Raw genomic sequence first — 12,193 nt, forward strand, 5'->3', positions numbered from 1 at the left:
GTGAGGTGGGCGATACTGGGTTCGAACCAGTGACCTCTTCGGTGTGAACGAAGCGCTCTCCCACTGAGCTAATCGCCCCGGGTGTCCCGGTGGGGTCCTCCCCGGTGGAACGACCTGAACAATACAGGTCGCGGTGGGTTTCGTTCAAACCGAATGCGCACCGGGCGGCAGCGCGGCCAGGTACGCCCGCAGCCCTCGCCGCCCGCCCCGCATCATCAGCGCGTGGTTGAGGCGGAAGAGGGGGCGGCCGGGGAGCGCGAGGAGGCGCAGGAGCGGCTTGCGGGCCACCACCTCCTGTTCGAAGTGGGCGCGTGCGCCGGTGCCGCGCGCCGTCACGGTCCAGCGCACCCACCCCTCCAGATCACCGGAGAGCGCCAGCTCCAGCACCCCCGCCGCCGGGTCCTGGCGCACCTCTCCCACGGTGACGAGCAGGTCGTACGGGACCACGGAGCGGAAACGGGCGGTGCCGGTCCGCTCGCCGGTCCTGACCGCCTCGCGGACCTGTGGCCACCACCGGGGGTAGTCGTCGCCTTCGGCGAGCAGCCGGTAGACGGCGGCGGGCGGGGCGTCGAGGTCCCAGTGGCTCCGGAAGCGGTAACGGCACCAGTCCATGCTTCCAGTCTGCGGGCGGCCCCGGCCGGGAGCGGCCCGCCGGGGCGCCGACGGGCCGCTCACCCCCTGTCCGTCCAGTTCAGCCCGGCAGCTTCTCCCCGATCAGCGCGAGGTTCTGGATCGCGGCCAGCCCGTACTGGGCGGTGGAGTTGGTGCTCACCCAGGTGGCCTCGGCTCCGGGCTCCAGCACATCGGGCCCTTCCAGCTTGACCGTCCTCCAGTCGGTCGTGGCGTCGGGGTAGCCGTCGCCCTCGGAGAACTTCTGCCAGGCGCGCTTGATCAGCGTCTCGTCCTTGAGCTGCGTCCCCGCGTAGGCGTCGAGCCGCGAGTGGCCCTGGAAGAGCAGCAGGGAGCCGAAGTCCGTGCCGTAGCGGGCCTTCTGCTCGGCCTTGGTGGCGTTGAAGTAGCGGCAGTAGTCCAGCCACGCCTCCTTGAACTTGGGCAGGTCGATGAGGTCGATCAGCTCGGCGCACATCTCGACGAGGCCGAAGACCGCGGACAGGTGGGAGACGCTGACCTTGGCCTCGGTCTCGACGGCGTACTTGCCGGTGGAGAGGTCGTAGAGCCCGGAGCCCTGGACGAAGCCGTTGGGCTGGGCGGCGATGGTCTCCATGGTGCTGCGCAGCCTGGCCTCGGCCTTCTCGGCCTTGGGGCCGCGCCGCTCCCATTCGGTGAGCCACGCCCCGGCGAGCCCGCTCCAGTCGGTGCCGAAGCCGATGGACAGGGCGTGCGGGTCCGGCTCGTAGTCGGGGTCGGTGCGGACCTTGCGCTGCGGGTCGAGGACGAGGAAGGTCTCGTCGGAGTCGACGAGGGCGCTCATGATGTCGCCGACGCGCTCGTCGGCGGTGAGGTAGTAGTAGGGGCGCCGGTAGACGGCGGTGGAGATGCGCTGCTGCTTGGCGCTGTCCGCGAAGTGCTGTACGCCGTGCCGGGTGCCGAGGCCGGCCCATTCGCCGAGGTGGTAGGCGTCCACTTCGCCCGTGTGCCGGGTCATGGCTTCCGCGAAGCGGAAGATGTCGGCGCGGCCGGAGCGCAGATAGGCGTACCAGAGCCACAGGTCGGGTGACAGCTCGGAGTTGTCCCAGGCGTAGCCGCCGACGTCGTACCGCCACTGGTGCCGGTCCTCGTCGTAGGTGTGCATGATGTCGCCGTAGTCCCAGAAGCCGTACCAGCGGCGCTGCTCGGCCTGGCCCTTGTGGTAGGTGAAGAGGAAGTCCAGGTGGTCCTCGATCTTCGCCTTGGCGGCGGTCGAGCGGTCCACGGGGGCGAACAGGCCGCCGAAGACCTTGGCGCGGGCCAGGTCGGCGGGCCCGGCGGCCAGTTGCGGCGGGGTGCGCACGGCGGCGGCCTGGGCGACGAGCGTCTCGGCGCTCGGCGTGGCGTCGTTGGCCCAGAACATCAGCTCGCTGGTGCGCGCGATGCCGTACGGGGTGCCGAACTTCGGCTCGTAGTCCTCGTAGGTGATGTTGAGGCCCTCGAGCTGCTCGGCGTAGGTGTCCTGGCCCAAGCCGTCGTGGTAGAAGCGCAGGTCCATGGGCTGGGCCTCGGGGGACCACAGCCACAGCGTGACCTCGGCCTCGTCGCCCGAGGCGCCCCGGATGTCGAGCTGGGCGGGGAACTTCTCCCAGAAGTCGCGCAGTCCGAAGGACAGCCCGCCGCTGACGCCGCCCACATAGCCGAAGCCGCCGGCCCGGCCGCCGCCGCCCGCGGCGATCCAGCCGTGGCCCGGCTCGGTGCGCTTGCGCAGCGTGAAGCCGTCGGCGGACAGCTGGGAGAGGGTGTAGTCGCCCCAGGTGGGGATGAGGTGCAGCCGGGTGGTGACCCGCTGGTCCCAGGTCGCCGGGTCGGGCAGCTTCTCGCCCTTGAACTGGGCCTTGCGGACGGCCGCGCCGGGGTCGCGGCGCAGCCCGGTGATGCCCTTGACCGCCTCGGTCAGAAATCCCTTGCCCTCGCCCGCGATCCGGATGTGCCGGTCGTACGCCTCGTCGCGCATCGGCACGGAGAAGCGCACGCCCAGGCCCCGGATGAAGTCCCCCGACTCATGACCGCCGGTCTGGTCCCCGTCGAAGGTGATGGTGTGGACCATGCGGAAGGAGTCGGCGCCCGCGTAGAAGTAGAGCCGGATGCTGAAGGGGAGCCAGCTGCGGCCGCCCTTGCGGTGCTTGCCGTCGATGCGGACGACCGCGCGGACGGGGCCCTTCTGCTCGACCTTGGCGCCGCTGATCTCGCCGTCGAACCGCTCCCACTTGGCGCTGCCGTGGTCGCCGTCGTCGATGTCGCCCTGGCGGAGCAGGACCAGCCGGCCGTCGCGGGCGATCTCGGTGCCGCCCCGGGTGACGGACCGTACGAGCTTCCCGCCGTCCTTGCCGATCACGGCCTTGATCACCCCGGTGTCCACGGTGATTCTGCCGCCGCTCTCGGAGACGGTGATCTTCTTGGCGGGCGCGGCGGGCTCGCCGGCCGTCAGGCGGTACGTCCTGGCGCCGTCGAGCCCCTCCGCCGCCGCGTGCGCGGTCCACTTGAGCGAGCCGTCCGGCCAGTAGGCGGTGGCCCAGGTCTGCAGGGGCACGTCCTTGCCGTCGGCCGTGGCCAGCGCGAACTTCTGGTCCGCCGGTCGGGCACCCTTCGGCCAGGGCACCCCGAAGGTGCTGCCCGCGGCCGCGCCCAGGCCGCCGTCCTCCAGCCAGGTGATGTCGACGGGGCCGTCCGCCGCCTTGTCGGCCTTGTCGGCGGCTGCGGCCTGCTGGGTGTTGCCCGCGAGCAGCCAGGAGAAGGGGGCCGCGGCGCCGGCGGCCGCCTTGAGCACGTTGCGTCGGGGGATCGGAGACATGCGTAACCTTTCGACGGGGGTCAGGTGCATGACATGAATGACTTGATGGGGCCGGAGACCCGGTGACGGGGCGTCCGGGCCGCCGGGCGGGGTGGTGCGCCTGACAGGCCGGGCGCGCCGTTGTCAGGCGCGGGCGCGCCCCTTCGACTCCACCGCGACGGCACAGGCCGCGAGGGCGCCCACCGCGGGCGCGACCAGCGGCAGCAGCTGCCAGGCGGCGACGGTGACCACCGCGAGCCCGCCGACGAGCAGCAGCGACCCGCCCAGGTCGGCGCCGAGGCCGCGGCGCACGGCGGCCCGGGCCACGGCGGGCCAGCCGAGGCCTGGCCGCCACTGGGCCGCCGTGCGCAGCCCGAGCACGATCACCGCGAGCGTCCCCGCCACGCTTACGGCGATCAGCGCGGGCCCGCCGGGCAGGGCCCCGGAGCGGGCCACGCGCAGATCGAACGCGAGCAGGGCGAGCGCCGCCCACCACAGGAGGGAGAACCGCCACCCGCTGCGCGTCGCCTCCCGCAGACCGGAAAGGAAATCCCGCCATGTGGACCGCTCACCGTCCAGGTGGCGACGCAGATGCGCACACCCGGCCGCGAAGGCGGGCAGCAGGGTGACCACGGGCAGGGCGGCGAGCACCACCCACACCCCGGTCAGCAGGGATTCGGCGAACACCGAGAAAAGGAACAGCCGCGAGTCCCGCCGCGACGCCCGCCGCCCGGTCCGCGACCGCTCGCTCGCCTCCCGTACGTCCATGGCGCCGCCCCTCAGCCCTTCAGCCCGGAGGTCGCCGCGCCCTCGACCAGATAGCGCTGGAAGGCGAGGAAGAACAGCAGCACCGGCGCCAGCGCCACCATCGACATGGCGACCATGCCGCCGTAGTCCGCGACGGTGTCCTGGTCGATGAACATCTTCAGGGCGAGCGAGACCGTGTACTTGTCCTGGGTGTTCAGATAGAGCAACGGTCCGATGAAGTCGTTCCAGGCCCAGATGAAGCTGAAGATCGCGCTGGTGATCAGAGCCGGGCGGCACAACGGCAGCACGATGTTCCAGTAGATGCGCAGATGGCCGCAGCCGTCGATACGGGCCGCCTCGTCCAGCTCCCTCGGGAGGTTGCGCATGAACTGCATCAGCAGGAAGACGAAGAAGGCGTCCACGGCCAGGTATTTGCCGAGCAGCAACGGCACAAAGGTGTTGATCAGATCCAGCTTCTGGAACAGCACATACTGCGGAATGATCAGTACCTGGAAGGGCAGCAGCAGCGTGGCGATCATGACCGTGAACAGCAGGTTGCGCCCGGCGAAGCGGATCCTGGCGAAGGCGTAGGCCGCCAGGGAGCAGGAGAAGAGCACCCCGATCACCGAACCCACCGCGATGATCAGCGAGTTGTAGAAGAAGCTGGTGATCGGGATGTCGGCGATGCCCTCCGACAGCCGCCGGTAGTTGTCGGTGATGGGGTCGGTGGGCAGCAGCTCCAGGCTGCCGACGATCTTGTCCCCGGGCTTGAAGGAGGCCCCGATCACCCACACCACGGGGTAGAGGATCACGGCCAGCAGCGCGAGCGCGCCCACATGCCAGCCCACGGACCGCACCCTGCGCCGAGCCGCACTGCTCACAGAGCTCACCGGGCATCCTCCTCGTAGTGCACCCAGCCGCGCTGGGTCTTGAACAGCACCACCGTCACCAGCCCGATGCCGAGCATCAGCATCCACGCCATCGCGGAGGCGTAGCCCATGCGCAGATTGCGGAAGCCCTGCTCGTACAGGTACCAGGTGTAGACCAGCAGCGAGTCGGCGGGACCGCCCGCCCCGGAGCCTCCGGTGCCGCCGATGACCACCGCCGAGGTGAAGACCTGGAACGAGTGGATGATCTCCAGCAGCAGATTGAAGAAGAGCACCGGAGAGATCATCGGCAGGGTGATGGAACGGAACCGACGCCAGCGCCCCGCGCCGTCCATCTCCGCTGCCTCGTACAGCTCGCGGGGCACCTGCTTGAGCCCGGCCAGGAAAATCACCATCGGGGCGCCGAACTGCCAGACGGTCAGGGTGATGAGCGTGGGCAGCATCCAGTCCGGGTCGCCGATCCAGCCGCCCACGTCCCAGCCGAAGAGACTCATCGACTTGTCGACGATCGCGTCGTCCTGGAAGATCGACCGCCACACGATGCCGATGCTGACGCTGGCGCCGATCAGGGACGGGGCGTAAAAGGCCGAGCGGTAGAAGCCCTGCCCCTTACGGGGCTTGACCAGCAGCAGCGCCACGCCGAGCGCGAACAACAGCTTCAGCGGGGTGCCGATCAGGACGTATTTCACCGTCACGTCGACCGAGTTCCACCACCGGTCGTCCTGGAACATCTCCCGGAAGTTCTTCAGGCCCACCCACTTGGGCGGGTCGAAGAGGTTGTAGTCGGTGAACGCCAGGTAGAGCGAGACGAGCATCGGGCCGAGGGTGAGCAGCAGGATCCCGATGCACCACGGCGTCAGAAAGAGATACCCGGCCAGCGTCTCCCGCCGCCCCCGCCGCCGCGCGAGGGCGGCGGCGGGGGCGGAGTGCGGGGCCTCGGCCGCCCGCGGCGCGGGGTCCTTGCGTGTGAGATCAGCCGCCGCAGGGGTCTTGGTAGGGGTCACGGGGGATCTCCTCAGGAGCCGAGCGCGGTCTTCGCCTCGCTGAAGAACTGGTCGACGGCGTCGTCCACCGAGGTCTTACCCTGCGAAACCTGGCCGTAGATGCGCAGGAAGGCGGCCTCCGCGACATCCGCGCCGGCCGGGTGCGGAGTGATCGGCTCCAGCTTGCCGGTGACGCTCTCCTCGTACTGGGCGATCTTGGCGTTCACTCCGGTGGGCTTGAACGCGTCGTACTGCGCATTGGTGGGCAGCACCCCTCGGTTGTAGCCCATGATCTTGCCGACCTCGGGGTCATGGGTCATGAAGTCGATGAACTTCGCGACTTCCTTGGGGTGCTGGGTACGCGCGGAGCCGCTCAGCATCAGGGAGGACAGGTACTGCCCGGTCTTCTTCCCGTCCAGGGTCGGGATCGGGCCGAGGTCGAGGTCGGTCTTGGTCTCCGCCGCGAAGCGGACCAGGAAGTTGTCCCAGGTGAACTCTGCGGCGGCGAGGTCGGCGCTGATGGTCGCCTTGGGCTTGACCTGCTCGCTCTTCTTGGCCGGGACCAGCACGCCGTCCTTGTTCTTCCCGTACCAGTCGCCCCACCACTTCTTGAGGTCGTCCTCGGTGAATCCGAGCTTCTTGTCCTCGGTGAAGAAGGCCTTGCCCTCCTGGCGCAGATACAGGTCGTAGAGGTACATCACCCCGGCGTTGTCACTCGCGCCGAAGAGGGATCCCTTGTCCTTCTGGCTGATCTTCTCGACGGCGGAGAAGTACTGGTCCCAGGTCCAGCCGTCCTTGGGGGTCACCCCGACCTTCTTGAACTCGGCGGGGTTGTAGAACAGGGCGAAGGTGTTGGCGCCGACCGGCACGCCGTAGAGCTTGCCGTCGACCTCGCCGGCCTTCTCCAGACCGGCCCGGAAGTCCTTCATGCTGAGGTTTCCGGCCTTCACCTGCTGATTCAGGTCGAGCAGGATGTTCTTCTCGCCGTATTTGCGCAGGAACGCGACCGAGTTCTGGAAGACGTCGGGCGGGTTTCCGCCCGCGGCCTGGGTATTGAACTTGCTCCAGAAGTCGGCGTACTCGGCGAAATCCGTCTTCACCTCGATGTTCGGATACTTCTTCTCAAACAGCTTGACCGTCTTCTGGATCAGCTCGGCGCGGTCCTTCGCGCCCCACCAGGAATAGCGGATGGTCACCTTGCCATCGCCCGAGCCGCTGCTCCCACCGCATCCCGAGGCCAGCAGCCCCAGCCCGAGCAGACCCACCGCGGCCGCTCGCAGCCTTCTACTCCCCCGCACCCATCGAGCACTCATGAGACGCCCCTCCCGGGCAGGTCGTCACGACTGCCCAACGAGCCTTGACACAACGATCCTTGAAACGTTTTAGGCAAGCGCTTGCCGGGCTAAGTTATGGATGTACTCGACGGACGTCAACGGTTCAGACAGGATCGATCGAAGCGCTTCACCAAAAGCGTCTCGATCCAGTCGTCACTGCGCGTAACGACGCCGAGGGCCCGGAGGCATCAAGCCTCCGGGCCCTCGATCAAGGGTGGGCGATACTGGGTTCGAACCAGTGACCTCTTCGGTGTGAACGAAGCGCTCTTCCACTGAGCTAATCGCCCCGGCGCACGCCCAACATTAGCGCATGCCGCACCGTGCCCCCGACCACCCCTGCCCGCCCTCCGGGGGCGGGCGGCCGCTGCCTACTCCTTGATCTTCCAAGGCATGACGATCCCGAACTTCCACAGATACACCGCCACGGCCGCGGCGCAAATCACCAGGGCGATCGTGGTCAGAATGATATTCCGCTTGCGCACCCGGGGGTCCAGGGCGCGCTGCGCCGCCTCCGTGACCTTCCGCTTGGTCCAGCGCAGCACCAACTGGGCCCAGACGAATTCGGTGCCCCAGATCGCCATACCGGCGAAGATCACCAGCCATCCCGGACCCGGCAGCGGCAGCATGATGATGCCGATGACCACCACCGCGAGCCCGATGAGGAACACCCCGACCTGCCAGCTCAGATGCAGCGCCCGGGACCTCTGGATGAACTGCGGCGCCCGTGAGCCGAGAACCGGCTCATCGGAGGCGCCCTCCCCCGCTGCGGCCCGAGGAGCCGCCGATTTGGCGACTTCCTGCCGCTCGTCACTCTCCGCGTTCATGTGACCCAACCTACCTGATCGAAAAGAGTCACCGGAATGGCGGTACCGACCGCCCGGAGGCTCCGCTGCTAGAGCTACTAGAAGGCCCACAAAACGGGCAGAGGGGTTTACAACGGCACCGTAGGTGGCATGTCGATTTCGCCGACGTGCGAATCCCCGAGCGCACACTGAGCGAAAGGCCCTGGCGCTTATGAACACCACGGTCAGCTGCGAGCTGCACCTGCGCCTCGTTGTGTCGAGCGAGTCGTCACTGCCTGTACCCGCGGGCCTGCGGTACGACACGGCCGATCCCTACGCCGTGCACGCTACCTTCCACACCGGAGCCGAAGAGACGGTCGAATGGGTTTTCGCCCGCGACCTGCTCGCCGAGGGCCTGCACCGGCCCACAGGCACCGGCGACGTCCGCGTGTGGCCGTCCCGCAGCCATGGGCAGGGCGTCGTCTGCATCGCCCTGAGCTCCCCCGAAGGAGAGGCTCTACTCGAAGCCCCGGCGCGGGCCCTGGAATCGTTCCTGAAGCGAACCGACGCCGCGGTGCCACCCGGCACCGAGCACCGCCATTTCGACCTCGACACGGAACTCTCCCACATCCTGGCGGAGAGCTGAGCCCCGGCGAGCGCTGAGCGCGGCCGTCCGACTCGGGGAGACGGCGCGAGCCCGGCCGCGGCATGAAGACAGCGACATCAACGGCATCGCGACAACGGCATATGGCAGGCGACGGTGCCGTCGCCGCGGAGTGGTCCGCGGTGACGGCACCGTCGTGTCGTACGGCGTCGCCGGTTGCCAGCCGTCACCGGTTGTCAGTGGTCGTCAGTGGTCAGTGGTCACCAGTTGTCATGGGTGGCTGTCACACGGGCCGTAGTTGTCACACTTGTGGGTTAACGCCGCTAGAGTCGGTCAGATCGAAAGGCAGGCGAGAGCAAGCCGCCGATCCGGCCGGCCAGGGAGCCAACCGTGCTGATCAACCACGACACCCGGTGCGCGCTCGACGCGGTCGTCGCTCTGGTGAACACCACGCCCGAAGGCGAGGGCCAGGACGGCCTCGCGGACGTCGCCACGCTGCGCCGCTTCGTGGCGCAGCACGCCATCAGCGACGTCGGCACGCTCGGGGAGCGGGACCTGGCGGCCGTGCGGGCGGTGCGCGCCCGATTCGCCGAGGTCTTCGCCGCGGCCGATTCCCGGCGCGCCGCCGAGCTGCTCAACACGGTGGTCGCCGCGGCCGGCACCACCCCCCGGCTCACCGACCACGACGGCTACGACTGGCATGTGCACTACTTCGCCCCAGGTGCGTCCCTGGCCGAGCACCTCGCCGCCGACGGCGGCATGGCGCTCGCGTTCCTCGTGGTGGCGGGCGAGCGGGAGCGGCTGCGGCGCTGCGAGGCGCCGGACTGCGGACATGCCTTCGTCGACCTCTCGCGCAATCGCTCACGTCGCTACTGCGACAGCCGCACCTGCGGGAATCGCCTGCATGTGGCCGCCTATCGCGCCCGGCGCCGGGAGGCGGCCACGGGCTGAGGCCGCGCCGGCGGTTGCGGTCACCACCGGTAGAGATCGTGGACGGCGGTGACGAAGAGCAGGGTGCCTATGAACGCGAGGAAAAGCATCAGCGGTGGCTGGGAAAGGGCGAAGAGACAGCCACGCGGCTTCTCGCTCGGCGGTGCGGGGGGTCCTTCGATAGGGGATCGCTCCCCGGGTGATTGCAGCATCTCGCGGAAGATCATGGCGCAGGGCAACCCCGCCTGCGACCAGAGAGCTGTTATTGACCGGTTGGGCGTCAGATTCCGTGCTTTTTGAGAATGGCCTCGATATCCGAGAAGTCGTCCGTGCCCGCGCTGCCTCCGGACTTGGCCGCGCCCCTGGCTCCCCGCGCTCGGCCGCCCACGCCCAGCGCGGGCGCCGCCCCGCCTCGCTCCGCGGCGGCGGCCCCACCCCGCTCCGCGGCAGCGGCGGCGCGCCGCTCCTTGCGGGTGCCACCGCCCCGGCGCTCCACCGCCCGGCTCACCATGAACAGCAGCCAGGACAGGCCGAGCACCCCGAAGCCCAGCCAGACACTCGGCTTGAAGACCAGGTCGGCGATCCAGTCCAGGATGCCCGTCATCGCCAGGCCCACCGGCACCAGCGCGTAGGCGGCGATACGGGTCGCGGCCAGGAAACGCTTGCGGTACGCCGTCACAAAGGCGACAGCGAGGCCCGCCGCGGACGCCGCGGCGCAGACGGTGTCGGTCAGCATCGGGTCCTCCTGGCGATCGGACACCGCGGATCGGGTCCGGGTATCCATCGTGCACCCTCACGGCGGCATACCGACCAACCTGGGACGAGGATCAGGGACATCTCCGGGGAACGGCTCCTCCCCTGGGCCGAGTCGGCCGAGTCCGCCGGCTCGGGTCCGCTGGGTCGAGTCCGCTCCGCGGCTCCCCCGGCCGAGGCGCCCGGTCCTGATTCGGAGGACGCGGCTCCGGCTGGAAGACTGGTCCCATGAGCGACCCCCAGCCTGCCGACCCATCCGTCGGCGCCACTCCCGGCGAAGGCGCCGAGTCCCACCGCCCCGAGCCCGCCGAGCCCGCCGAGCCCGCCGAGCCCATCGTGCTCGATGTGTGGTGCGAGCTCCAGTGCCCCGACTGCCGTAGCTCGCTGACCGATCTGCACGCGCTGCGTGCCCGCTACGGCGACGCCCTGGAGATCCGCATACGGCACTTCCCGCTGGAGAAGCACAAGCACGCCCACGCGGCCGCCCAGGCCCTCGAGGAGGCCATCGTGCAGGCCCGGGGCTGGCCGTACGCCGAGGCCGTCCTGGCCCGCGCCGAGGAGCTGAGCGTGCGCGGCGAGGTGCTGCTGGTGGAGGTCGCGCGGGAGCTGGGGCTGGACGACGAGGAGATGGACACCGCGCTGATCGACGGGCGGCACATCCTGATCGTGGACGCGGACCAGGCCGAGGGGAAGGCGATCGGGGTGACCGGCACCCCGACGTATGTGATCGGCGAGGAGCGGCTGGACGGCGGGAAGAGCCAGGAGGGCCTGCGCGAGCGCATCGAGGCGATCGCCGACCGGCTGCTCGCCGGGTGAGCCCACGCCTGGGCTGGGGTCTGGGGCTCAGAGCAGCTGCTTGAAGAGGTGGTACTGGGTCGGTCGGTAGCCGAGCGACTCGTACAGCCGCAGCGCCGGGGCGTTGCCGCCGAAGACATGCAGCCCGATCGTGCGGGCCCCCGCCGCCAGGCTGTCGCGCTCGGCGGCGAGCATGAGGGTGCGGCCGTGGCCGCGGCCGCGGTGCTCCTCCGCGACCTCGACACCGTAGACATACGCCTCCAGGGCGCCCCCGGCATGCACCGCGTCCCCCGCGTCCTCCGCGTCCTCCGCCTCTTCAGTGGCCTCCTCAGTGGCCTCCTCGGGGCGTATCGCCACCCATAGGGTGCCCACGTCCGTGCCGCCGTGGGCGAGGACGCGCAGCAGGGCGCCGGGCGTCGCGGGGCCGTCCGGCAGCAGGGTCGCGTAGGCGGCGTCCGCCTTGGCCCGGGCCGCTTCCTCGGTCAGCCCCCGGTCCGTCCAGCTGCGGATGTACTCGACCCGCTCGTGCTCGAACCAGGCCGGGTACTCCGCCTCCCCCATGGCCCGCACCTCGCTGCCGGGCGGCAGCTCTGGCGCCTCGGACAGCTCCTTGACCATGTTGCGGCCGCGCTCGCCGAAGCCGAGTGCGCCCGCGAGCCCGAGCCCGGGGGTGGCCTGCGCCGGAATGCTCACCGCCACCTGCGTACAGCCCCAGCCACGCAGCACCTCCTCGGCGGCCAGCGCGGCGACCGTGCCCCGGCCGCGGTGCCGGTCCGGCTCGTCGATGTCCAGCCGCGCGATCCGGCCGACCTCCGGGCCCAGCCGGTCGTCGGTGGCCAGGTGGAGTGAGCCGACGGGGCGGCCGTTGACGCACACCTCGTACGAGCGGGTCCGCCCGCCGGTCTCGGTGCGCTGTTCCGGCCCGGTGGGCCGCAGGGTGGTGGTCACGATGGTGTT

12 protein-coding genes and 2 tRNA genes are annotated in these 12,193 nt (G+C 69.8%); 3 read left to right on the forward strand and 11 right to left on the reverse strand.

The features are described 5' to 3' along the window. Positions 1-6 precede the first annotated feature (6 nt). The 9 genes from ACWY4P_RS10345 to ACWY4P_RS10385 all read right to left on the reverse strand — a co-directional run bounded on the left by ACWY4P_RS10345 (position 7) and on the right by ACWY4P_RS10385 (position 8,196). A tRNA-Val gene (locus ACWY4P_RS10345) sits at positions 7-78 on the reverse strand. Between the two features lie 66 nt (positions 79-144). Next, positions 145-612: an SRPBCC family protein gene (locus tag ACWY4P_RS10350; RefSeq protein ID WP_456210050.1), complete on the reverse strand. Its 468-nt coding sequence runs from the start codon at positions 610-612 to the stop codon at positions 145-147. A 79-nt stretch (positions 613-691) separates the two neighbouring features. Beyond that, complete coding sequence (locus ACWY4P_RS10355; protein ID WP_456210051.1) at positions 692-3,442, reverse strand: exo-rhamnogalacturonan lyase family protein; 2,751 nt, start codon at positions 3,440-3,442, stop codon at positions 692-694. Between the two features lie 123 nt (positions 3,443-3,565). Continuing rightward, positions 3,566-4,189: a DUF624 domain-containing protein gene (locus ACWY4P_RS10360; protein WP_456210052.1), complete on the reverse strand. Its 624-nt coding sequence runs from the start codon at positions 4,187-4,189 to the stop codon at positions 3,566-3,568. Positions 4,190-4,200: 11 nt separating this feature from the next. After that, entirely contained in the window at positions 4,201-5,058 is an 858-nt protein-coding gene (locus ACWY4P_RS10365; RefSeq protein ID WP_456210053.1) for a carbohydrate ABC transporter permease, read from the reverse strand. After that, positions 5,055-6,059, reverse strand: coding sequence for a carbohydrate ABC transporter permease (locus ACWY4P_RS10370; RefSeq protein ID WP_456210054.1), 1,005 nt, complete (start codon positions 6,057-6,059; stop codon positions 5,055-5,057). The genes ACWY4P_RS10365 and ACWY4P_RS10370 overlap by 4 nt, the downstream gene beginning before the upstream one ends. 11 nt (positions 6,060-6,070) lie before the next feature. Beyond that, positions 6,071-7,351, reverse strand: a complete 1,281-nt coding sequence (locus ACWY4P_RS10375; RefSeq protein ID WP_456210055.1) for an ABC transporter substrate-binding protein — start codon at positions 7,349-7,351, stop codon at positions 6,071-6,073. A 236-nt stretch (positions 7,352-7,587) separates the two neighbouring features. Next, a tRNA-Val gene (locus ACWY4P_RS10380) sits at positions 7,588-7,659 on the reverse strand. Between the two features lie 81 nt (positions 7,660-7,740). Further along, complete coding sequence (locus ACWY4P_RS10385; protein WP_456210056.1) at positions 7,741-8,196, reverse strand: TIGR02611 family protein; 456 nt, start codon at positions 8,194-8,196, stop codon at positions 7,741-7,743. Positions 8,197-8,386: 190 nt separating this feature from the next. Here ACWY4P_RS10385 and ACWY4P_RS10390 point away from each other — a divergent pair, with 190 nt between their 5' ends. Further along, positions 8,387-8,800: an SsgA family sporulation/cell division regulator gene (locus ACWY4P_RS10390; protein WP_003959770.1), complete on the forward strand. Its 414-nt coding sequence runs from the start codon at positions 8,387-8,389 to the stop codon at positions 8,798-8,800. Positions 8,801-9,148: 348 nt separating this feature from the next. After that, positions 9,149-9,709 (forward strand): CGNR zinc finger domain-containing protein, encoded by a 561-nt coding sequence (locus ACWY4P_RS10395; RefSeq protein ID WP_456210057.1) that lies wholly within the window; start codon positions 9,149-9,151, stop codon positions 9,707-9,709. Between the two features lie 259 nt (positions 9,710-9,968). On the opposite strand, the gene ACWY4P_RS10400 is transcribed toward ACWY4P_RS10395, so the two are convergent. Continuing rightward, complete coding sequence (locus tag ACWY4P_RS10400) at positions 9,969-10,424, reverse strand: hypothetical protein (protein ID WP_456210058.1); 456 nt, start codon at positions 10,422-10,424, stop codon at positions 9,969-9,971. A gap of 245 nt (positions 10,425-10,669) precedes the next feature. On the opposite strand from ACWY4P_RS10400, the gene ACWY4P_RS10405 reads away from it, so the two are divergent. Next, positions 10,670-11,257, forward strand: a complete 588-nt coding sequence (locus tag ACWY4P_RS10405; protein WP_456210059.1) for a DsbA family protein — start codon at positions 10,670-10,672, stop codon at positions 11,255-11,257. A 27-nt stretch (positions 11,258-11,284) separates the two neighbouring features. On the opposite strand, the gene ACWY4P_RS10410 is transcribed toward ACWY4P_RS10405, so the two are convergent. Further along, complete coding sequence (locus ACWY4P_RS10410) at positions 11,285-12,184, reverse strand: GNAT family N-acetyltransferase (RefSeq protein WP_456210060.1); 900 nt, start codon at positions 12,182-12,184, stop codon at positions 11,285-11,287. Positions 12,185-12,193 lie beyond the last annotated feature (9 nt).

The sequence above is a fragment of the Streptomyces sp. LZ34 genome (genome assembly GCF_053890475.1).